Origin of the sequence: Marinobacter sp. AN1 (genome assembly GCF_026013985.1) — a bacterium.
In the GTDB taxonomy this organism is placed as follows: domain Bacteria; phylum Pseudomonadota; class Gammaproteobacteria; order Pseudomonadales; family Oleiphilaceae; genus Marinobacter; species Marinobacter segnicrescens.
Map to the genome: position 1 here is coordinate 1,664,464 of NZ_CP110342.1, position 20,374 is coordinate 1,684,837.

Annotated in this window: 18 protein-coding genes and 2 pseudogenes; 13 read left to right on the forward strand and 7 right to left on the reverse strand. The window is 60.4% G+C overall.

Annotated elements, in window-relative coordinates; genetic code table 11:
- Positions 1-4: 4 nt before the first annotated feature.
- The 3 genes and pseudogenes from LJ360_RS07615 (at position 5) to LJ360_RS07625 (ending at position 2,646) form a co-directional block, all read left to right on the forward strand.
- Positions 5-1,249, forward strand: a complete 1,245-nt coding sequence (locus LJ360_RS07615; protein WP_264995755.1) for an iron-containing redox enzyme family protein — start codon at positions 5-7, stop codon at positions 1,247-1,249.
- Positions 1,236-2,017, forward strand: a pseudogene (locus LJ360_RS07620) (SDR family oxidoreductase). Before LJ360_RS07615 ends, LJ360_RS07620 begins: the two are co-directional and overlap by 14 nt.
- Positions 2,014-2,646: a tetratricopeptide repeat protein gene (locus LJ360_RS07625; RefSeq protein WP_091849502.1), complete on the forward strand. Its 633-nt coding sequence runs from the start codon at positions 2,014-2,016 to the stop codon at positions 2,644-2,646. The pseudogene LJ360_RS07620 and the gene LJ360_RS07625 overlap by 4 nt, the downstream one beginning before the upstream one ends.
- A gap of 54 nt (positions 2,647-2,700) precedes the next feature.
- On the opposite strand, the gene LJ360_RS07630 is transcribed toward LJ360_RS07625, so the two are convergent.
- Together LJ360_RS07630 and LJ360_RS07635 are read right to left on the reverse strand one after the other, a co-directional pair.
- Complete coding sequence (locus LJ360_RS07630; RefSeq protein WP_091849749.1) at positions 2,701-3,081, reverse strand: rhodanese-like domain-containing protein; 381 nt, start codon at positions 3,079-3,081, stop codon at positions 2,701-2,703.
- Positions 3,082-3,180: 99 nt separating this feature from the next.
- Positions 3,181-3,834, reverse strand: a complete 654-nt coding sequence (locus LJ360_RS07635) for a peroxiredoxin (protein ID WP_091849504.1) — start codon at positions 3,832-3,834, stop codon at positions 3,181-3,183.
- A gap of 298 nt (positions 3,835-4,132) precedes the next feature.
- Here LJ360_RS07635 and LJ360_RS07640 point away from each other — a divergent pair, with 298 nt between their 5' ends.
- From LJ360_RS07640 to LJ360_RS07665, 6 genes and pseudogenes are all read left to right on the forward strand, one after another.
- Positions 4,133-4,867, forward strand: coding sequence for a ZIP family metal transporter (locus LJ360_RS07640; RefSeq protein WP_091849506.1), 735 nt, complete (start codon positions 4,133-4,135; stop codon positions 4,865-4,867).
- A 30-nt stretch (positions 4,868-4,897) separates the two neighbouring features.
- Positions 4,898-6,094 carry a TsoY family (seleno)protein gene (locus LJ360_RS07645; protein ID WP_091849508.1) on the forward strand — a complete coding sequence of 399 codons (1,197 nt, stop codon included), beginning with the start codon at positions 4,898-4,900 and terminating at the stop codon, positions 6,092-6,094.
- A 148-nt stretch (positions 6,095-6,242) separates the two neighbouring features.
- Positions 6,243-7,847: a tetrathionate reductase family octaheme c-type cytochrome gene (locus tag LJ360_RS07650; RefSeq protein WP_264995756.1), complete on the forward strand. Its 1,605-nt coding sequence runs from the start codon at positions 6,243-6,245 to the stop codon at positions 7,845-7,847.
- Positions 7,844-8,443: a cytochrome b/b6 domain-containing protein gene (locus tag LJ360_RS07655; RefSeq protein WP_091849515.1), complete on the forward strand. Its 600-nt coding sequence runs from the start codon at positions 7,844-7,846 to the stop codon at positions 8,441-8,443. Before LJ360_RS07650 ends, LJ360_RS07655 begins: the two co-directional genes overlap by 4 nt.
- Before the next feature lie 116 nt (positions 8,444-8,559).
- Positions 8,560-9,750: an MFS transporter gene (locus LJ360_RS07660; protein WP_245742500.1), complete on the forward strand. Its 1,191-nt coding sequence runs from the start codon at positions 8,560-8,562 to the stop codon at positions 9,748-9,750.
- Positions 9,751-9,927: 177 nt separating this feature from the next.
- Positions 9,928-10,994 (forward strand): annotated as a pseudogene (locus LJ360_RS07665) (BMP family ABC transporter substrate-binding protein).
- A gap of 53 nt (positions 10,995-11,047) precedes the next feature.
- Here LJ360_RS07665 and LJ360_RS07670 read toward each other — a convergent pair.
- Entirely contained in the window at positions 11,048-12,409 is a 1,362-nt protein-coding gene (locus tag LJ360_RS07670; protein ID WP_091849520.1) for an amidohydrolase family protein, read from the reverse strand.
- Between the two features lie 529 nt (positions 12,410-12,938).
- Here LJ360_RS07670 and LJ360_RS07675 point away from each other — a divergent pair.
- Positions 12,939-13,970 carry an isopenicillin N synthase family dioxygenase gene (locus LJ360_RS07675; RefSeq protein ID WP_091849522.1) on the forward strand — a complete coding sequence of 344 codons (1,032 nt, stop codon included), beginning with the start codon at positions 12,939-12,941 and terminating at the stop codon, positions 13,968-13,970.
- A 56-nt stretch (positions 13,971-14,026) separates the two neighbouring features.
- On the opposite strand, the gene LJ360_RS07680 is transcribed toward LJ360_RS07675, so the two are convergent.
- Genes LJ360_RS07680 through LJ360_RS07690 form a run of 3 tightly spaced genes read right to left on the reverse strand, consistent with a single transcriptional unit; the run spans position 14,027 to position 16,687 of the window.
- Positions 14,027-14,809, reverse strand: a complete 783-nt coding sequence (locus tag LJ360_RS07680) for an ABC transporter permease (protein WP_091849524.1) — start codon at positions 14,807-14,809, stop codon at positions 14,027-14,029.
- Positions 14,806-15,591: an ABC transporter ATP-binding protein gene (locus LJ360_RS07685; protein ID WP_091849526.1), complete on the reverse strand. Its 786-nt coding sequence runs from the start codon at positions 15,589-15,591 to the stop codon at positions 14,806-14,808. Before LJ360_RS07685 ends, LJ360_RS07680 begins: the two co-directional genes overlap by 4 nt.
- Positions 15,592-15,643: 52 nt before the next feature.
- Positions 15,644-16,687 (reverse strand): ABC transporter substrate-binding protein, encoded by a 1,044-nt coding sequence (locus LJ360_RS07690; protein WP_177186011.1) that lies wholly within the window; start codon positions 16,685-16,687, stop codon positions 15,644-15,646.
- A gap of 345 nt (positions 16,688-17,032) precedes the next feature.
- Between LJ360_RS07690 and LJ360_RS07695 the strand changes: the two genes are divergently transcribed.
- From LJ360_RS07695 to LJ360_RS07705, 3 genes are all read left to right on the forward strand, one after another.
- Positions 17,033-17,245, forward strand: a complete 213-nt coding sequence (locus tag LJ360_RS07695) for a hypothetical protein (protein ID WP_143066572.1) — start codon at positions 17,033-17,035, stop codon at positions 17,243-17,245.
- Positions 17,245-18,072: a DUF6544 family protein gene (locus LJ360_RS07700; RefSeq protein ID WP_245742501.1), complete on the forward strand. Its 828-nt coding sequence runs from the start codon at positions 17,245-17,247 to the stop codon at positions 18,070-18,072. The genes LJ360_RS07695 and LJ360_RS07700 overlap by 1 nt, the downstream gene beginning before the upstream one ends.
- Before the next feature lie 231 nt (positions 18,073-18,303).
- Entirely contained in the window at positions 18,304-19,047 is a 744-nt protein-coding gene (locus LJ360_RS07705) for an SDR family oxidoreductase (RefSeq protein ID WP_264995757.1), read from the forward strand.
- Between the two features lie 132 nt (positions 19,048-19,179).
- On the opposite strand, the gene LJ360_RS07710 is transcribed toward LJ360_RS07705, so the two are convergent.
- Complete coding sequence (locus LJ360_RS07710; RefSeq protein WP_091849534.1) at positions 19,180-20,373, reverse strand: urate hydroxylase PuuD; 1,194 nt, start codon at positions 20,371-20,373, stop codon at positions 19,180-19,182.
- Between the last annotated feature and the right edge of the window lies 1 nt (position 20,374).

Below are 20,374 nucleotides of genomic sequence, written 5' to 3' on the forward strand. Positions count from 1 at the left end.
CCATTTGAATGTTCGTGTTGATGAGCGGCGCCACATCCTTGTCCGGGGCAACACGCACCTTGGCTATCTGGGAGAGTCAGGTTCTGCCGATGGGGTGTCGGCAGAAACACAAAGTGAATGGCTGGACACCGGCGATCTGGGGCAACTGACTGGCGATGGCTTCCTGCAGGTGGATGGCCGTTCGAAGAACCTGCTGATCACCAGTTTCGGGCGCAATATCAGCCCCGAATGGCTGGAGGCCGAGCTCGTTCAGGCATTGGGTGCTAGGCAGGCAGTGGTCTTTGGTGATGGTGAACCCCGTCTGTCGGCCCTCGTGCACCTCCTACCCGGCCAGCCAGCCGGGAAACTGGAACCTGTTCTTCACCAGCTCAATCAGTCTTTACCCGACTATGCCCGGCTTGGAGTGGTTTATTGCCTTGATCAACCCCTGTCAGTGGCCGCCGGTTACCTGACGGCAAACGGCCGCCCCGTGCGAAATCGCATTCAGTCCGACCTGCCCGTGATCATGGCCGGCAGTCACCCCGTTTATCCGGAACCAAGAGAGGAAGCACCCATGGAATTCTTTGACCAACTTCAGGCGGAAGTCGCCGAGGCCCGCGCCCATGTGACCCGTGCACCTGTGATCCAGGCTGTTCAGCAGGGTCAGGTGAGCCTGGAAAGTTATACCTGGTTCCTGACCCAGGCCTTCCACCATGTCAAACACACGGTGCCCCTGATGATGGCCTGCGGTGGGCGCCTGCCCGAGCGGCTGGAGGGCGTGCGCAAGGCGCTGGTGGAATACATCGAGGAGGAGTACGGCCACCACGAGTGGATCCTCGACGACCTGCAGGCCTGTGGCGAGGACCGTGAAGAGCGCCGCGCCAGCAAGCCGGACCTGTCCATCGAGCTGATGGTGGCGTACCTCTACCATCAGATAGACCGGGGGAACCCGGCCGCGTTCTTCGGTATGGTGCAGGTGCTTGAAGGCACGTCCATCGAACTGGCAACGCCCCTGGCCCGGCAGATACAGGCCCACCTGGGCCTGCCCGACAAGGCGTTCAGTTACCTCTATTCCCACGGGGAGCTGGACCAGGACCATTTCAAATTCTTCCAGGACCTGATGAACGGCATCACCGATCCGGGTGACCAGCAGGCCATTATCGACTCGGCCCGGGTGGTCTATCGCTTGTATGGCGATATGCTTCACCGAATTCCCTTACCTGCCTCGACTGAGCAAACATCCCGGGAGTCTGACCATGCAGCTGCGTGACCGCCGCTTCCTGCTGCTGGGAGGAACAGGAGGTATCGGGCAGGCACTGATTCCTCTGCTGCTGTCCGAAGGCGCACGTCTGCTGGTGGCGACCCGTCGTCCGGACAGCATCACCCTTCCGGAGGGCGTAACAGCGGTAAAGCTGGACCTTGCCGCCGAAAACCTTGACCAGCAATTACAGGCAGTGACCGACGAATGGCCGGACTTGTACGGCGTTATCCACTGTGCCGGGCAGAATCGGTTCGCGTCTGTCGAGCAGTCGACAATAGCGGACATCGATGACCAGTTGGTGGTCAACCTTCGCAGTGCCATGATCGTTGCCCATCACTTTGTCCCCATGTTCAAGGCCCTGGACGGCGGTGCCCTGGTGTTCGTCGGTTCCACCTTCGGCAGCATCGGCTATCCCGGCTACTCCGCCTATTGCGCCACCAAGTTCGGCCTGCGCGGCTTTACCGAAGCCCTGCGGCGGGAACTGGCAGACAGCCCATTGCAGGTTCTGTATTTCGCTCCCCGGGCCACGGCGACGGCGATGAATCCGGAATCCGTGACCCAGCTCAACCAGACCTTGGGCAACGCCATGGACCCGCCGGAACAGGTTGCCGCCCAGCTGATCTCGGCCATGAAACGGGACCGGCGCCGTGCTTCCTGGGCTGGCCGGAGAAGCTGTTTGTGGCGATTAATGGCGTCCTGCCACGGCTGGTGGACAGGGCCATGCTGAAACAACTGCCGGTCATTCGGCGCTTTCTGGATTCAGGAGTTCAGTTATGAAGTGGATGATACTGTTGGTGGCTTCGCTACTGGTTCAGCCAGTATGGGCCGATAACCTGGAAACCGACCTGGCTGCGATTCAGCAGCGTTGGGCTGAAATACAGTACCAGGTGGCAGAGGATGACAAGGAAAGGGCCTTCGAGGCCCTGGCGGGTCAGGCGGAAACGCTCACAGCCCGTTATCCCGATCGTGCCGAGGCGCTGATCTGGCGCGCGATCGTGCTCAGCACCTGGGCTGGAGAGAAAGGCGGCCTGGGGGCCCTGGGCCTGGTTAAGGATGCCCGCCGGCACCTTGAAAAAGCGATTGAAATCGACGACCGGGCGCTGGACGGCTCAGCCTATACCTCCCTTGGAAGCCTCTACTATCAGGTGCCAGGCTGGCCCATCGGTTTTGGCGATGACGACAAGGCTCGACGGCTGCTGCAAAAGGCATTGTCCATCAACCCCGACGGCATCGACCCCAATTTCTTCTTTGCCGACTACCTGCTTGAACAAGGGGAAGAAGACCGGGCCAGGCAGTACCTTGAACGTGCCTTGTCGGCGCCGGACCGCCCAGGACGTGCGCTGGCGGATGAAGGTCGGCGACAGGAGGTCAGGGACCGCCTGGCAAAGCTGGTGTCAGCTCGTTGAACCCTCGATGGTTGCGCCCCTGAGCGGGGCGCCACCATTAACGAACAGGACCGGTTAGTCGAAATCGGGCAGCTGCGGCTTGACCAGAGGCATGTCTGCTGCCTCCCAGGCCTCTATACCACCGGCAATGGACTGAACATGGAGGTAGCCCATTTCCTTCATGACCTTTGCAGAAAGCGCGGAGCGGCCGCTGTTCTTGCAGTAGATCACCAGGTTCAGGCTCCGGTCTTCCAGTGCCGGGTCGTTACTCAGCTTGAACTCCAACAGCCCCCGCGGGACATTGATGGCGCCCGGCAGGTGGCCGGCATGGTATTCCTCCGGTTCCCGAACGTCGATCAAGAGGTCCGCCTCGCGGATCGCATCTTCAGAGCGGTCCAGGGGAAGTTCCGTAATTTCGGCTCTCGCGGCCTCAACCAGGTCGTGGGCAGTTTTCATGGCAGTCAGGTCCTTTTTTTCAATCGTTGAGATGCCAAACAACCGCTATCGCCGGGGCGATAGCGGTTGTTTGTTCAGGCGAGAAGCCCTGTCACTACTTTAGAGTGATTTTGTGCAGAAGTAGAAGTCCTTGCACTCATAGTCACCGGATTCAACCCGGTCATTGGCGCCTGCCGCCGTCTTGGCCGGGGGTACGATGACCTTGTCACCCTTCTTCCAGCCTTCCGGTGTGGCCACGCCGTGTTCGTCACTGGTCTGCAGTGCTTCCAACAGGCGCAGGAACTCGGGGATGGAGCGGCCGTTACTCATCGGGTAGTAAACCATCGCCCGCAGGATGCCATTCGGGTCAATAATAAAGGTGGCACGCACGGCAGAGGTGTCACCGGCACCCGGGTGGATCATGCCATAAGCCTTGGCTACGTCCATCTTCAGGTCTTCAATGATGGGGAAGGGAATCTCCACACCCCAGTTTTCCTTGATGTTACGCATCCACGCGATGTGGGAGTGAATGCTGTCAATGGACAGGCCCAGCAATTCGCAGTTCATCTTGGCGAACTCCGGTGCAGCCTGGGCAAAGGCCATGAATTCTGTGGTGCAGACCGGGGTGAAATCTGCCGGATGGGAGAACAGTACCAGCCACTTGCCTTTGTAATCGCTCAGCGACTTTTCGCCGTCAGTGGTCAGCGCCTTGAAGTCCGGTGCAGGCTCATTGATGCGGGGCAGGCCGGCTACGGGAGTTGCTTGAGTTTCCATAATAATCACCTTTTGTGTTGGGTTGCCTTACGACAGTTTCAGATTAGCGTGAACGGGATATTCGCAAAAGATATATCGTTATATCTTGATGATATATTCTGTTAATCGCAGCGACACTACGTCGCACCTGGCGGATAACCGTTAACAATGGCGTCAGGGAGAGTTGTCTCTATACTGAAGGGATAAACGATAGGTTTATAAGTATCAACGGCACTGCAAAAGGTCAGGTCATGGAGTCTCCGGGAAGCCACCGAGCCTTCGCTCCCTGTACGCCCGGTAACGGTGATCCGAGGATGGAATGGACACTGCGTTCTCGCTGACGCTGATAACAACCGGGCTGGCTGCGCTGGTCACCTCTGCCGGAATATTCACAATCCGGCGCTTCGAGGCGTGGGGGCAACGCAATACGTCCTACTTCATCTGCTTCGCGGCCGGGGTACTGATCAGTGCGTCCTTTCTGCACATGATCCCGAAGTCCTTTTCCATGCAGTCGCAGGCGCCGGTGTGGTTGCTGGCCGGGTTCATGGGACTGCACCTGTTCAACCGGTTCGTAACGGCTTTCGTTTGTGAAAAGGATCCGTCCGCCAGGGACTATGTCATTGGCCTTATCCCCATGCTGGGGATCGGCTTTCATTCGTTTATCGACGGATTTATCTACTCCATTTCGTTTTCGGTAAGCATCTTCACTGGTTACCTGGCGACCGTCGGCATGGTGCTCCATGAATTTCCGGAGGGCATTATCACCTACCTGCTGCTGGTACGGGGAGGGTTCCGGCCGGGTACTGCCATGACTCTGGCGTTCCTGGCCGCTGCGGCAACAACGCCATTGGGGATGCTGGTGTCCTGGCCGATGGTGAGCAGTATCAGTGAGCAGACGTTGGGGGCCTTGCTGGCCCTGTCGGCAGGTGCGCTGGTTTACGTGGGCGCCACGCACCTGCTGCCACGGGCAGAGCAGGAGCATCGAAAATTCAGTTTGGTGGCGCTTGCAGGTGGCGTGCTTGTGGCGGTTGTAATTGTTCTTTCAAAGGCCTGACAGGGTGGGTCATAGAGAGGGGGAAGTAACATGTTCTATCGATTATCCAGGGTTGACGACTCCGGGTGGGTGCCCACCTATTTCCTCGCGGCCCTAGGGGCGGGGGGGCTGTCGGTTTCTTTCTTTATGTGGCTGATGTTCTGGCTGCCACATCCCGGCGCCCCGGTGCCGCTGTTTGAGGATGCCGTTGCCGCATTGGCAGAGGGCGGCCTGTTGATCAAGCTTGCAGTGCTGGGGGCCTGGGCAGGTGTTGCACTATTTTCTGCCCTTCACATCCACCTCCTGGTCTGGAACCTGCGACGGTACGCCCGGTTTCGCAGCACGCCGGCCTACCATGAGTTGCGCAACAGTAACTCGGAAACCCAGTTGCTGGCAGGGCCTCTGACGGTCGCTATGAGCATCAACGTCGGCTTCATCCTCGGCCTTACCTTTGTGCCGGGACTCTGGTCGGTGGTTGAGTGGCTGTTCCCGCTGGCCCTGCTTGCCTTTGTGCTGGTGGGTTACTGGGCGCTGGCGCTGCTGCGGGATTTCTGGGGCCGGGTGCTGGTGGGTGGTGGCTTCGACTGCGTGCGTAACAACAACCTGGGGCAGCTGATGCCCGCCTTCGCCAGCGCCATGATCGCCGTGGGGCTGGCAGCGCCCGCAGCGATGAGCCAGAACACGGTGACGGTCGCCTTCAGCCTGGTGCTTTCAAGCTTCTTTATGGTGCTGGCGTTTATTATTGGCGGGATACAGGTGGTGCTTGGATTCCGTGCCATGCTGGAACAGGGGGCTGATCCATCCACCGCTCCGAGTTTGTGGATTGTCGTACCCATTCTGACCACCCTGAGCATCACGCTTTTACGGCAGACTCACGGGCTGCACGGCCATTTCGAGTCAGGGGCCGGTGGGGTAGAGGCCCTGACCATGCTGATGTTCTTCCTGTGTGCACAGCTGGTGTTTGGCTTGCTCGGCTGGGTGGTGCTATCCCGGTACGGTTATTTCTCCCGGTTTGTGACCGGTACAGAAAAATCCGCCGGTGCCTATGCACTGGTCTGCCCGGGGGTGGCACTCACGGTCATGGTGCACTTCTTTATCAATGCCGGGCTGGTTGGGTTCGGTGCCCTTGAGCGGTTCAGTGCAGGCTACTGGGCTTTGACGGTCATCGCCTTGGTGCTGCAAGGGGTTACGATCTGGCTGGTTATCCGGCTCAACCGGCTGCATTTTGGTGGTGCTGACCATGCCTGACCAGAAGTACGACTATGATTAGGGGACAGGTTGATCCGCATCAACGTCGGAACGACGTGGCGTGGAAAAATGACATACTGGCAGCTAGGGTGAATAGCGGGCGTAAGTTCCGGGTACCGGGGGCTTCAGTCGTCCGAAGGAGGCAGTGATGGAATCGCTTGATCCCAGGGTGGGCAAGGGCTGGCTTATGATAGTGCTGGCGTGGTTGGTGCTGACGGCGAGTTCCGTCGCGCTGGGTGCAGAACGGTCGCCACCGACCGCCGACCACAGCAAGTTTGAGGCCCTGCAGGGCCCGTTCAGCAGCGCTCAGGAAGTCACGGAAGCGTGCCTGGGCTGCCACAACGAAGCCGCGAACCAGATCCGCGAAACCACCCACTGGAACTGGACCTACGACCACCCGGAAACTGGCCAGCAGCTGGGCAAGCGGAACGTGATCAACAGCTTCTGCGGAATGGTGGTGACCAATGAACCCCGCTGCACCTCCTGCCACGTGGGTTACGGCTGGACGGATATGAACCAGCCCCCACCGTCGGAAGATTCTGCCGTTGACTGCCTGGTCTGCCACGACACCACGGGCGACTACTGGAAGTTTCCCACCCTCGCCGGTCTGCCCACCGACAAGCCCCGCGAGTGGCCCGGCGGCAGTGGAAAAATGGTCAATCCCCCCGACCTGCCCCGCATTGCCCAGAATGTCGGTGCCAGTGACCGCCAGAACTGTGGCAGTTGTCACTTCTATGGTGGTGGCGGAGATGGCGTGAAACACGGTGACCTTGATTCGTCCCTCGTGAATCCGCCTCGATCCCTGGATGTGCATATGTCCCCTGACGGGCTTGACTTCACCTGCGCCGATTGCCACTCAACCTGGGGCCATAATGTTTCCGGCAGCCGTTACCAGGCCACCGCGAAGGACACACTGGGTATTGATGTGCCCGGCCATACCGACCTGAGCCGGGCAAGTTGCGAGTCCTGCCACGGCTTTGAGCCCCATGACAAACCCAAGCTTAACGACCACGTGGACAAGCTGGCCTGCCAGACCTGCCACGTGCCCGAGTTCGCCCGGGGCGGGGTGCCCACCAAGATGTGGTGGGACTGGTCAACCGCCGGCAGGCTGGACGAAGATGGCAATCCCATTACCGAGTATGACGAAAGCGGCCACGTAAGCTATCTCAGCACCAAGGGAGACTTCCATCATGAGGAAAACGTGGTGCCCCACTACGCCTGGTTCGATGGCACCGTGGAGTACACCCTGCTGGAAGATGAGCTGGATCTTTCCGGCGAACCCATCGAAATCAACCACATTGACGGCAGTGCTGACGACCCCGCCTCCCGTATCTGGCCGTTCAAACTGATGCGTGGCAAGCAGCCGTTCGACACACAGCTCAACACCTTGTTGGTCACCCACGTATTCGGTGCGGACGACACTTCATTGTGGAGCAATTTCAACTGGCCGAACGCATTGCAGGCCGGCAGCGAAATGTCCGGCCGGCCTTTCAGCGGTGAGTATGACTTCGTGGAAACGAAAATGTACTGGCCCATTACCCACATGGTGCCGCCTGCTGAGCAGGCCTTGCGTTGTGGTTCATGCCATGGTGCAGAAAGCCGCCTGGCGGGCATCGGGGGCATCTACATGCCGGGACACAGCGGCAACGCCTGGCTGGACCGGATTGGCTGGCTGGTCGTCGTGATGACGCTGCTGGGGGTGCTGGCCCATATCGCCGCAAGGGTTATCTTCAGGGGGAGGAAGCACTCATGAGCCGCGTCATGATCTATAAACGCTTCGAGCGCTTCTGGCACTGGTGCCAGGCATTGCTGATATTCACGCTGCTGTTCACCGGTTTCGAGATTCACGGCAGTTACTCGGTACTGGGGTTCGGTGATGCAACACAGGTGCATACGCTGGCGGCCTGGGCGCTGATCGTATTGTGGCTGTTTGCCATTTTCTGGCATATCACGACAGGGGAGTGGCGCCAGTATATCCCGACCCGGAACGGGTTGTTTGCGGTGATTCATTACTACCTGGTGGGTACCTTCACCGGGGCAGAGCACCCCTATCGAAAGACTACCCGGGCCAAGCATAACCCCTTGCAGCGGCTGGCCTACCTGTTCTTCAAGCTGGTGATATCGCCGGTGATCTGGGTATCGGGCCTGCTGTACCTGTTCTATGCTGACTGGCCCGCCATGCTGGCGGGTACACTGGCGCTGGAATGGGTCGCGATGATCCACACTGCAGCGGCCTTTGCCATGCTGGTCTTCATCATTGCCCACGTGTATATGACCACCATGGGACACACCCTGACCAGTCATATCCGGCCGATGGTTACCGGGTACGACGATATCGACGAGAAGTAACGGGCTGAGAGGGCTGGGGTTTAAACTCCGGCCCTTCGCCATCCCCGGTTTCCGTCGGCGGAGGCTCCGGGTACCATGTGGCGTTTTCCACTTAACCCTCGCCACAAGACCGCGCCTTGACTGCTGATACCCCTTCCGACTCTGTCCCAACCGACACCGACGCTCGCCGGAACTTCTTTGTGGTCTGCCTGGCGTTGACCCTGTGCTTTGTGGTCTATTCCATGCTGATTGTCTCAGTGCCGGTCTACGGGCTTCGGCTAGGGGCCTCACCGCTGGTGCTGGGCGCCGTGCTCAGTATCCAGTACCTGCTGCCCTTGTTGTTTGCCATTCCCTTGGGTGGGGTAGTGACCCGTTATGGGGGCAGGGCGACGCTCATCAGCGGTGCCTGCCTGATGGTGGCCGGCCTGTTGTCCATGCACTTCTGGTATGGCTACCCGGGGTTGGTGCTGGGCCAGTTGCTGGTAGGGCTGGCCCACCTGCAAATGGTGCTGGCGGCCCAGACCCTCATCTCCAATCTGGGTACCGGCCCGACACTGGAGCGGTATTTCGGCTGGTATTCCACCTGGCTGTCCGGCGGCCAGGTGGTCGGTCCACTGCTTGCCGGTTATCTGCTGGACTCAGGGCCGGGCACCGGTCAGGTGTTCCTGGTGATGGCGGTGTTCGGCGCCCTGGCCGGCCTGGCCGGTTTCTGGCTCACCGGGCAGGCCAGGGAGCGCCTGAAGGTAACCCGCAGAGAAACGGGCTTTCGCGCCCAATGGGAGCTGATGCGTACCAACCCGGGTGTTCAGTTGTCGGTGCTGGTGACGGTGCTGGGCATGTTTGCGCTGGGGGTCTACGGCAGTTACCTTCCCGTTTACCTGGAAAGCCTGGCCATGAGTCCGGTCGTTATCGGGGTGCTGGTGAGCCTGCGGGCGGCAGTCTCCATGCTGATCCGGCCATTCATGGCGCCCATGATCGCGATGGTGGGCGGTCGCCGCAACGCGGTTCTGCTGGCACTGGGCACCCTGGCGGCGGGTATTACCTTCCTCGGGTTCTCCGAACAGATTCTGCTGATCGGCCTGCTGGCGGTACTGGTGGGCATTGGCGCAGGGCTTACCCAGCCGTTGTCCATGGTGCTTCTTGCGGAGTCTGTCGATCGCGAAAAACGTTCTGGTGCCCTTGGCATGCGCCTGATGGCCAACCGGGCGATCCACTTCCTGGCGCCGTTGCTCTTTGGGGCACTGCTGGAGCTGGGTGGGTTTGTACTGGCGTTCGGCGCTTCTGGCCTGATCATCGCACTTGCGCTGATCTTTATGCAGCGACGATGAGTCGGCTGCGCCACAATGGTGCCTGAAATGCTGACGCAGCCTCAGAGAGGAAAATATACCAAATAAAATCAATTGCTTGAAATTCCTGAACACTTGGCCAGCTTTTTGCTGCGGTTAGCTCGGTAATCCGTGCCTACGGAAACAACACAACGACCCAACCGTTCAGGAGAAGTACCCATGAGCCTTAAACGCAGCCTGGCACTTGCTGCCGCACTCACCCTGCCCGTGTCCGCCATGGCCGAGGACCCTATGAAAGTGGGTTTCGTATATGTCGGCCGATCGGGGACCACGGCTGGAGCTATCAGCATGATCTGGGGCGCCTGGCCCTTGAGGAGCACTTCGGTGACCAGGTGGAGACCACCTACGTGGAAAATGTCAACGAGGGTGCCGACGCCGAGCGCACCATCCGTCGGTTGGCCCAGGCGGGCAATGAGGTGATCTTTACCACCTCCTTTGGCTTCATGAATCCCACTGCACGGGTGGCTGAGCAGTTCCCCGATACGACTTTCCTGCATGCCACCGGTTACAAGCGTGCCGAGAATCTGGGCACCTACCTGTCAGTCACCTATGAAGGTCGCTACGTAACCGGCGTTGCTGCGGGCCTGGTGACCGAGACCAATACCCTGGGCTACATCGCCTCTTTCCCGATTCCGGAAGTTATCCGGGACATCAACGCCGTCTACCTGGGAGCCAGGTCGGTCAATCCGGATATCGAGCTCAAGGTGGTGTGGGCCAATACCTGGTTTGATCCGGCAAAGGAGGCTGATGCCGCCAACGCACTGATGGATCAGGGTGCCGACGTCATCGTCCAGCATACCGACAGCCCGGCGCCGTTGATGGCGGCTGACAAAAGGGGTAATTGGGGCGTGGGCCAGGCTTCCGACATGCGCAAGTTTGGTGGCGATGCGCACCTGCTGTCCGTGGTCAATGACTGGGCCCCGTACTACATCGATACCGTCCAGGCGGTCATGGACGGCGACTGGGCTCCAAGCGACTACTGGGGCGGCATTTCCGAGGATGTCATCCAGGTCATCGGTATCAGTGATCGACTGACGGAGGAGCAGCGGGCGAAGGTGGATGAGGTGATTGCCTCTATCGACAGCGGTGAGTTCCATCCCTTCACTGGCCCGCTGAAGGACCAGGACGGTGAGCTGCGGGTACCGGAAGGCGAGGCCATGACCAACGAGCAACTGGCAGGCATGGACTGGTACGTGGAAGGCATGACAGCAAACCTGCCGAAATAAACGGGCAGGCTATAACCAAAAGCCGGCGGGCAATACCCGCCGGCTTTGTTTTCTCAGGCGTCAGCCAGCATCCGGGCGACCCCCTCCTGCACCTTCCGGGTCAACTCCCGCTCATCCAGGCCGGTGACCAGGCCATCTTCCATAACGCAACGACCCTGCACGAAGCTGTGCTTCACATGCACTGGCTCGCCGCACATCAGGGGCGCCATCAATGGTGAGTGGACGCCGGCAAAGCGCGGCTGATCAATGTCGTAAAGCACCAGGTCGGCCTGCTTGCCAACGGCCAGGCTGCCGGTTTCCTGCAGGCCCAGCAAGTCGGCGCCGCCACGGGTGCCCCAGTCCAGCACCTGTTCAAGGGTGGTGACATCCGGCCCGTGGGCGGCCCGGTGGATCAGCCAGGCCAGGTTCAGTTCCTGCAGCATGGAGCCGGATTCGGCAGAGGCCGAGCCGTCCACCGCCAGCGAGATAGGCACGCCGGCCTTTTCCATGGCCACCACCGGGGCGATACCGCTGCCCAGGCGACAGTTGGAGGTGGGGCAATGGGCAATGCCAGTGCCGGTGGCGGCCAGTCTTTCGATGGCATGGGCATCAGTGTGGACCAGGTGGGCATACCACACGTCTGGTCCGAGCCAGTCGCAGGCTTCGGCGTAATCAATGGCGCCCTGGTGGTATTTTTCCCGGGCCTGGACCTCGTCATATGCCACCTCCAGCAGGTGGGAATGCATCTTCAGGCCATGCTCCCGGGCCCAGTGGGCCTGGGCTCTGAGCCCGTCCGGTGTGCTGGAATGGATCAGGCTGGTGGGGGCTACCACCAGCTTCTTCATGGCGCCTGCGCCCTCCTGGTGGTGCTTCTTGCGGGTGGCATCCAGGCGGTCGATGACCTGGTCGATGGTCTCCGGTTCGATGCGGTGTTCAATCATGCCCTCGTGGGAGCCTGTCTCGGTGGCGCTGCCGCGACACAGAACCAGGCGGATGCCCAGTTCATCTGCCGCTTGCCAGACCGCTTCTTCCAGTTCCGGGCTGGTAGTGGCGTGGTACAGGTAGTGATGGTCGGCGCAGGTGGTGGCGCCTGAGCGGATCAGTTCGTACAGGCCCAGCCGGGCAGCGTGGTACATCAACTCAGGGGTAACCTTTGGCCAGAAGCGGTAGGGTACGCTGCTGAGCCATTCCCCGAGGCCCTGGTTCAGCCCCGCGGGTACCCCCTTCATGATGGATTGGGCCAGGTGGTGGTGGGTGTTCACCAGCCCCGGCCAGATCACACAGCCACTGGCGTCGATAATGGTCTCCGGCTGCTCCGCTGTGGGTGCCAGGCCCCGGCCAAGCTCGGTGATAAGACCATCTTGGATACGGATGTCCCGGGCAGTGGGGTTGTCCTCGGCGTGGATGGCGACAGCGTTTCGGATCAGGTAGTTCAATGGTTGCTCCTTTACGGACGAACGAGCAATGTCCCGAAGCTCCGCCGTGGTCCGGCAGACTTCTGACCGCTTCTACTCTTGTGTTGAATGACAGTGGTAGAGATCCTGATGCAATATCCTGTCCATTTACTGACCATATGGTCAGGTCCGGATTTTGTCCCTCTGATGGCTATCCACAAAGCACCTTGACGGTGCAGGTGTGGCAGGCGCAGCACCGCCCTGGTTCCCGGGATGATACGCTGGCTGACGGAAATGCCGCCAAGTGACTGATTAAAGGTAGGCTTCGAGGGCGGAGTGAATGGCATGGATGCTGCTTTCCACTAATCTGCCGGTCAGCACTTCATCGCTGACCGGCCCAAGTCTGAGTAGAAGCAGTCAGGCGCTGGCCGTTCGCTGGTGTCGGGTCATTGCTCAGTCGTCGGCCGGCGTGCGAGCGCGGTTGGCGGCGACAGCAGGACTCGCTGCGTTTGCCCCTCCGCTGATCTCCTCCGGTCGTTAATCCCATCAGACGAGAGTCCCGGAGGTACCAATGACCAACACTGCAGAGAAGTACGCCCTCAAGGAACTGAACCTGGAAACCACCTTTGGTGGCATGGGCAAGGAGATCGAGCGGGACGTGCCCGTGATTGATCTGACCGATTTCGATCAGCGACGAGGGGAAATCACAGACCAGCTCTGGCAGGCCGCCACGGAGGTGGGTTTCTTCCAGCTGGCGAATCATGGCCTGGCGCTGGGCCTGGTCCGCGAGGCGTTCGGTCTGTCAGAGACATTCTTTGCCCTGCCCGAGGCCGATAAGCAGCGCTTCCCGCTCAAGAAGGGCCTGAATGCCGGCTGGGAGTTCAAGTCCCAGGTGCGTCCGTCCACGGGCACTGCGGACGATAAGGAGTCCTACCAGATCACCCTGCCGCACATGGATGACCTGTGGCCGAACCAGACCCTGGTGCCGGAATTCCACCGGGTGATGCTGGATTTCGAGTACCGGGCCTGGCAGCTGGGCATGAAGGTGCTGTCCTGCTTTGCAGACCGGCTGGGCTTTGAGCGGGACTTCTTCACCCGGGCCCATGACCGGGCGCAGCCGGACTACCAGAGCACCCTGCGTCTGCTGCACTATCTTCCTTTGCCGGACGACCACCAGCCCGACGAATCGATCTGGCGGGCTGGCGCCCACACCGACTTCGACTGCCTGACCATGGTGTTCCAGCAGGAGGGGCAGGGCGGCCTGCAGGTCAGCCCCGGCAAGGACGCAGAAGGCAAGGGCGATGACCGGGAGTGGTTCACCGTCACTCCCAGGGAGGATCGCATCACCTGTAACATCGGCGATATGCTGATGCGATGGAGCGACGACCGCCTCAAGTCCACCCTGCACCGGGTACGCATGCCTAGGCCGGGCGAGTACAACGGCCCCCGTTACAGCCTGGCGTTCTTCTGCCAGGCCAACAAGGATGTGATCATCCAGGGTCCGGAACAGAAATACCCGCCGATCTCGGCGCGGGACTACCTGTTGCAGCGGATCCAGGCGAACTTTGATGCGGCGGAGAAGGCTGCGGCAGCCCGGCAGTAACTCATGCGGAAAGGGCCTCCCACGGGAGGCCCTGTGATGACGCTGATCCAGCCGGGTCAGAACGCCGGGTCGGATCCGCGAGTGGCCCAGCCGGTCATGCGCCGCTCGACGAAGGCAAACATCTCGTACATCACCACCCCCATAATGGCGATGACCACCAGGCCGGCGAATACCAGGCCCATGTCCATGGTGGAACTGGCCGAGATCATCAGGTAGCCGATGCCCACATTCGAGGCGACGGTCTCCGAGATCACAGAACCCACAAAGGCCAGGGTGATGGCAACCTTCAGGGAGGCAAAGAAATAGGGCATGGAGCGCGGCAGGGCGACCTTCCTGAGGATGTCCAGCCTGCTGGCGCCCAGCGAGCGCAGCACGTCCTGCAGTTCAGGCTCCATGGTGGCCAGGCCAGTGGCCATGTTCACCACCACGGGGAAAAACGAGATCAGGAAGGCGGTGAGGATCGCCGGCACGGTGCCAATGCCGAACCACACCACCAGCACCGGCACGAAAGCCACCTTGGGAATGCTGTTGAAACCCACCATCAGCGGGTAAACGGCCTTGTAGATCAGCGGAGACGAGCCCACCAGAACCCCAAGGATCACGCCAAAGATAACCGCAATGGCAAACCCCGCCACCGTGGTAAACAGCGTATGGGTGGCGTGCTTCATGATCGGGCCCTGGTACTCCAGCCATGACGCCCAGATGTCAGTCGGCGCGGGAAAGAGGTAAGTCGGCACGCTGAAGGCAAAGCACACCAGCTCCCAAAGCAGTGCCAATGTCACCAGCAGGATCCAGGGCGAGGCCTTGATCAACAGTCGTTTTCGCTGTAGCAATGTCATGCAGTCTCCTCCCGGATGCGGCCGATATGATCCCGCAGTTCGAACACCAGCTCGGCAAATTCGTCGGTATAGGTCACCGCCAGGTCCCGGGGACGGGGCAGGTCCACCGGTTTGCGTACCAGGATGCGCCCGGGGCCCTTGCTCATCACATATACCGTGTCAGCCAGGAACACCGCCTCCCGCAGGTCGTGGGTGACCAGTACCACGGTAAAGGGTTCTTCCTGCCACAGGTCCCGGACCATGCACCACAGTTCTTCCCGGGTGAAGGCATCGAGGGCGCCGAAGGGCTCGTCCAGCATCAGCAGGGACGGGCGATGGATCAGCGCCCGGCAGATGGAGGCCCGCTGCTGCATGCCACCGGAGAGCTCCCAGGGAAACTTGTCCTCGCAGCCAGCCAGTCCCACCCGGGCCAGCAGGGCCCGGCCCTGTTCCTGGAACGTCGCCTTTTCGGCACGGAAGCGGTGGCGGTAATCCTGTACGATTTCCATCGGTAGCAGGATGTTGTCCAGGGTGGTCCGCCAGGGCAGCAGGTTGGAGGCCTGGAAGGCCATGCCCACACCTTGCTGGGGTCCGGATACCTGCTTGCCACCCAGGTAGACATAGCCGTCGCTGGGAGGCGCCAGCCCGGTCACCAGTTTCATCAGGGTGGACTTGCCGCAGCCGGACGGGCCGACCACCGCGACAAACTCGTTCTCCCGAACACTGAGGGAGATATTCTCAATGGCCATGGGACCTTCTTCCCCATAGCGCATACTGACATTCTCGAATTCGACCAGATCCATCAGGAACTCCGGCAGTTATGTGCAGCCCGGGCAATGGCCCGGGCCTCGCGGGTTAGTCGATCATCCGTGCTTCGCGGGGCGGCAGGTAGCTGCTGTCAAACAGCGCTTCCAGTTCCGGTGAAGACGCCAGCTCGTAGGAGGCGATCATGTCCTCCAGGGCCCGGGCCATCCGATCCTCCGTCACGGCACCCAGGCCTTCGGCGCGGGTTTCGTCGGTAATCACGTTGGTCTCCAGGGCCAGCTTCAGCCGGCGCAGCTCCAGCTCCTCCTTGATCAGGCCATCCCGCTGTTTGACGTATTTGATGGCGGCTTCCGGATCATCGATGGTTTCCTGCAGGGCCTTGTTGAAGGCCTTCAGAAAGCCCCGGACCGCTTCCGGGTTTTCTTCCAGCAATTCGTTGCGGGCGATGATGGTGTTGCCGTAGAACTCCACCCCGTAGTCCGGGTATTTCAGGGCGACGATGTTGTCCGGGTCCACGCCCCGGGCCTCCAGGTTCAGCAGGCTGGTGAAGTAGAATCCGGTTATACCGTCCAGCTCACCCCGGGCCAGCAAGGTTTCGCGGATAGCCGGCTCCACCGATTGCCATTCCACATCATCCGCCGCCAGGCCATTGTGGCGGGCGAAAGACGGCCAGGCCTTGCGGCCGCCATCGAAAACCGGCGCGCCCAGGGTCTTGCCCTTGAGGTCTTCCGGCTTCTCGATGCCTGACTCCTTGAGGGCAAACACCGCGGCAGGCATGGCGTTGTACACCATGTAGACCCCGGTGACCTCGGTGTCCGGATTCTTGGCGGTAGTCTCGGTGAGGGCGCTATAGTCGGCGAAACCCATGTCGTAGCTGTTGGTAGCCACCCGGGTCACAGCACCGGCGGAGCCATTGCCGGAGTCGATGGTGACATCGAGTCCCTCATCCGCGAAGTAGCCCTTTTCAAGCGCCATCAGGAAGGGCGCCGAAGGCCCCTCGAAGCGCCAGTCCAGGGTAAAACGGATCTGGGTTTCGGCCTGGGCGCCTGGAGTCATCGCGGCCAGTACGCCGCCCAGCAGCAGCGCGGAGCCGAGCCGTTTGAACAGGCCCGGTTTGTGGTGGTTGTCTTTCATGGTACTTCCTCGCTTTGTCGTTAAATCCTGTGTTCTGGTTTTGTGCCAACAGGGCCTGAGCAATTGGCATACCAGTGTGACCTTCATGATGACAGAGAGCTGAAAAACCTGACCATATGGTCTGTTTGTGATGTTTGTATCAGCTGGATGGCCGTCAGAGTGCACGGAATTGAGGCCCGGGCGTTGCTCCCTGGGCTATTTCGGTGCGGTTGGTAGTAAGGAGCGCGGTTTGGTGAGATGAAAATCGCCCGGGTGCTGCTCTCTTGATGGAAATCAGGAAAAGCTGTCCGTCCGGAGCGATACTATCGGATATGGCAATACCTTAAGGCGGTGCGGGGGGTGTACATGGACTACTCAGACCATGCCACGGCGACGGCTCTTGGGCTGTGCACAGCCTTTATCAATCAGCCGATCGAGGTCGCTGAACTGCGCCCGGCGTTTGCACGTGCCATCGGAATTGGTGAGCGCCGTGCGGACCTTGTTGTCCGGGTTGGGCGAGGTCCGGAGATGCCGCGTTCTCGCCGGCGGCCGGTTGAAGACGTTATTGAAGGATGTTGATGGCCGTGTTGCTTGGCTGCTTTGTTCTGACGGTAGCGACGCTGTCTCTCTGGCGTGGAATTGACCACCGGGCAGATCGGGCCGCCATGCAGGAGTTGACCGCAGGCCAGCCCCCACAGCCCCGTTCCTTTGATGCCGGGTTGGTTGCCGCCCTGCCGGAACCGGCGCGACGCTATTTTCTTTACACCATCGCTCGGGGAACCCCGCTGTTTACGGTCGCCAGAATCCACATGGCGGGCCGTTTCGGTATGGGCACCAAAGACAAACCCGATTATCTGGATTTTACGGCGATTCAGTTACTGGCCATGCCGGCCGGGTTCGTCTGGAAAATGCAGGCGCGGCGTGGCCTGATAAGACTGTCCGGGTCAGACAGCCAGCGCTGGACCCGGTTCTGGTTAATGGGACTGTTACCGGTCGCTCGACTGGGCGGAGACCCGGATCACACCCGTTCGGCGTTTGGCCGCTACGTGGCCGAAGCCATATTCTGGACGCCGGCGGCTATGCTGCCCGGTCCGGGTGTTGCCTGGGAGGAACTGGATGCCGACCGCGCCCGTGTCACCGTTGAGTACCCAGGGTTTTCTCAAGCCGTTGAGGTAACGGTGGCGGCGGACGGCCAACCGACGGAAGTCCGGTTCCAGCGGTGGAGCAACGCCAATCCCCGGAAGCAGTACCAGTGGCAATCCTTCGGTGGGTACCTCTCCGAATTCCGGTGGTTCGATGGTTTTCGGTTGCCCACCCATGTGGAAGCGGGGAATCACTTCGCCACCGATCGGTACTTTCCCTTTTTCGTGGCGGATGTCACCGCTGTCGGGTTTCCCCATGAGTAGCACCACGGGCGGATTCATGCATGAGCGGGAAGGTGCAGCTTCGGTCCTGATGCGCCAGTTGGCGGTATCGGGACAGATTTGGTTTTTGATTTATTTTTGGCCAAGAACTGAGCAGACAGTTTTCGGTATCGATTGGGCTGATCTTATAGCGCCCCTCCCAGCGATTTTATGTATGGCGTCATCTCCGCAGGGCAGTTATTTCGTATGTCCTCCCGAATGAGGGAGGTGTTTATGAAACGAGTTGTCATAGCCGGTGTTTCCGGGGCGATCGGTGGCGCGCTTGCGACCCGGCTGATCGAACGGGATCCGCAGCTGAGGGTGATCGGATTATGTCGTGACCCGGGCCGGGCGTCTCAGGCACTCCAGGCCAGCGACCGGTGTGATGTGCTGGCGTGGGAGGCCGGGGATAGCGAATCACCGACGGCGGTGGCAGAGGCGCTGGAGTTGACACTGGCTCGGGACGAAGGCATTGATACCTTCATTTACGCTGCGGGGGTGCTCCATGGGCCGGATATGTTCCCGGAGAAGCGCCTTGAAGATCTGGATACCGACCACATGGCGCGTGCATTTGCGGTGAATGCCACCGGGTTCGCGTTGCTGGTGAGAGCGTTGCTGCCATGGCTTCGCCACCGTCGGTTCAAGCAGATTGTTGCCATTTCTGCGAAAGTTGGATCGATTACCGATAACGGATTCGGAGGCTGGTACGCCTACCGGAGTTCGAAGGCTGCACTGAATATGCTAGTGCGAAACCTCTCTATTGAGTTACCCCGCCGTTGCAAACCGGTTGCCTGTGTGTCGATTCATCCGGGCACTACGGAATCCGCTTTGAGTGAACCGTTCCAGCAGTCTCTGGCCAGGCTGAAAGTCCATACAGCCGATGAAACTGCCGCCAATTTACTTGATGTGCTCGATGCGTTGAGCGAAGGGGATAACGGCCGGTTCCTGAGCTGGGATGGTTCGGAACTGCCCTGGTAATCAGTGGCGCCCCGTTTTTACCCGTTATAGTGCGGAAATTCAGTGTTGTACTGTCAGGTTGCCAAAACTGACAGCGAACTCTCTGGCCTGCCTTCAGGTCGATGTCTGCTCGTGCGGCATACACTCTGGCACTCACTGGCCGTTCAACCAAAGCCCCAACTGCTCCCGCTCCTCCTCCGTCATCCCTGTCATATTCCCCAATGGCATGTAATGGGTATCCACTGCCGCCTGCCGTACCTTGCCGTTGTGGTCAGCCAGCAGTGACAGGTTCTCCAGCCGGATTCCCGCCGGTGCGGACTGGAATCCCGGCTGGGTGGGTGATTCTGCGTGGCAGGCTACGCAGTGGGTTTCCAGGATCTGCGCCACTGTCTCGTCGCTGACGGCGGCGGTTGCGGTGCTGGTGGAGGTGGTGGGTGTGGGGGCAATCACCCAGATCAGCACCACGGTCATGGCCGCCGCGGCGACCAGGATGGATGGCCGGTTGATGTCACGGTGGCGCAGGTTGAAGTAGTGCCTTGCAAAGGCGGTGATAAAGCCTATGGCCGCGAGTATGGCCCAGCCTTGGGGGTGGCCATACAACATCGGGTAGTGGTTGCTGATCATGATGAAGATGACCGGCAGGGTCAGGTAGTTGTTGTGGGTAGAGCGCAGCTTGGACAGGGCGGCCAGCCGGGCAACCCGTTCGTCCGGCTCCTTGCCCGCATGGACCGCGTTCACCAGTGCCCGCTGGGACGGGATGATCCCCAGGAAGACATTGGCCACCATGATAGTGCCGATGACGGCTCCCACATGGATATAGGCACCCCGGCCGGAAAAGACCTGGAACAGGCCCCAGTCCACCAGTAGCAGGATGGCGAACAGCACCAGGCCGAAGGCCTTGCCATTGTGGGCCAGGGGGCTGCGGATCAGCGCTTCGTAGATGGCCATCACCAAGGCCAGGGTTCCCAGGCCGATGGCGACGCCGGTGCCCAGGCTGATATCGGCCTTGGTCGGATCAATCAGGTAACCCGGCGAGCCCAGGTAATAGACGATGAACAGCAGGGTCATGCCGCTCAGCCAGGTGCTGTAGGCCTCCCACTTGAACCAGTGTAGCTCCCGGGGCATCTCCTTCGGCCCCAGCTGGTACTTGGCCACTTCGTAGATGCCGCCACCGTGGATGGCCCACAGGTCGCCCTTGATGCCTTGCTGTTTTTTCCACGCCGGGGGCTCCCGCAGGTGGTTGTCCAGCCAGACGAAGTAGAACGACGCGCCGATCCAGGCAACGCCGGCAATGACATGAAACCAGCGGACCATCAGGCCAAGCCACTCGCTGAGGTATGCTTCCATC

Coding starts and splice junctions, on each gene's coding strand:
- LJ360_RS07625 (WP_091849502.1), top strand. CDS start 2,014: ATGAAGTGGATGATACTGTTGGTGGCTTCGCTACTGGTTCAGCCAGTA.
- LJ360_RS07630 (WP_091849749.1), bottom strand. CDS start 3,081: ATGAAAACTGCCCACGACCTGGTTGAGGCCGCGAGAGCCGAAATTACG.
- LJ360_RS07635 (WP_091849504.1), bottom strand. CDS start 3,834: ATGGAAACTCAAGCAACTCCCGTAGCCGGCCTGCCCCGCATCAATGAG.
- LJ360_RS07640 (WP_091849506.1), top strand. CDS start 4,133: ATGGACACTGCGTTCTCGCTGACGCTGATAACAACCGGGCTGGCTGCG.
- LJ360_RS07645 (WP_091849508.1), top strand. CDS start 4,898: ATGTTCTATCGATTATCCAGGGTTGACGACTCCGGGTGGGTGCCCACC.
- LJ360_RS07650 (WP_264995756.1), top strand. CDS start 6,243: ATGGAATCGCTTGATCCCAGGGTGGGCAAGGGCTGGCTTATGATAGTG.
- LJ360_RS07655 (WP_091849515.1), top strand. CDS start 7,844: ATGAGCCGCGTCATGATCTATAAACGCTTCGAGCGCTTCTGGCACTGG.
- LJ360_RS07675 (WP_091849522.1), top strand. CDS start 12,939: ATGACCAACACTGCAGAGAAGTACGCCCTCAAGGAACTGAACCTGGAA.
- LJ360_RS07680 (WP_091849524.1), bottom strand. CDS start 14,809: ATGACATTGCTACAGCGAAAACGACTGTTGATCAAGGCCTCGCCCTGG.
- LJ360_RS07685 (WP_091849526.1), bottom strand. CDS start 15,591: ATGGATCTGGTCGAATTCGAGAATGTCAGTATGCGCTATGGGGAAGAA.
- LJ360_RS07690 (WP_177186011.1), bottom strand. CDS start 16,687: ATGAAAGACAACCACCACAAACCGGGCCTGTTCAAACGGCTCGGCTCC.
- LJ360_RS07695 (WP_143066572.1), top strand. CDS start 17,033: ATGGACTACTCAGACCATGCCACGGCGACGGCTCTTGGGCTGTGCACA.
- LJ360_RS07700 (WP_245742501.1), top strand. CDS start 17,245: ATGGCCGTGTTGCTTGGCTGCTTTGTTCTGACGGTAGCGACGCTGTCT.
- LJ360_RS07705 (WP_264995757.1), top strand. CDS start 18,304: ATGAAACGAGTTGTCATAGCCGGTGTTTCCGGGGCGATCGGTGGCGCG.
- LJ360_RS07710 (WP_091849534.1), bottom strand. CDS start 20,373: ATGGAAGCATACCTCAGCGAGTGGCTTGGCCTGATGGTCCGCTGGTTT.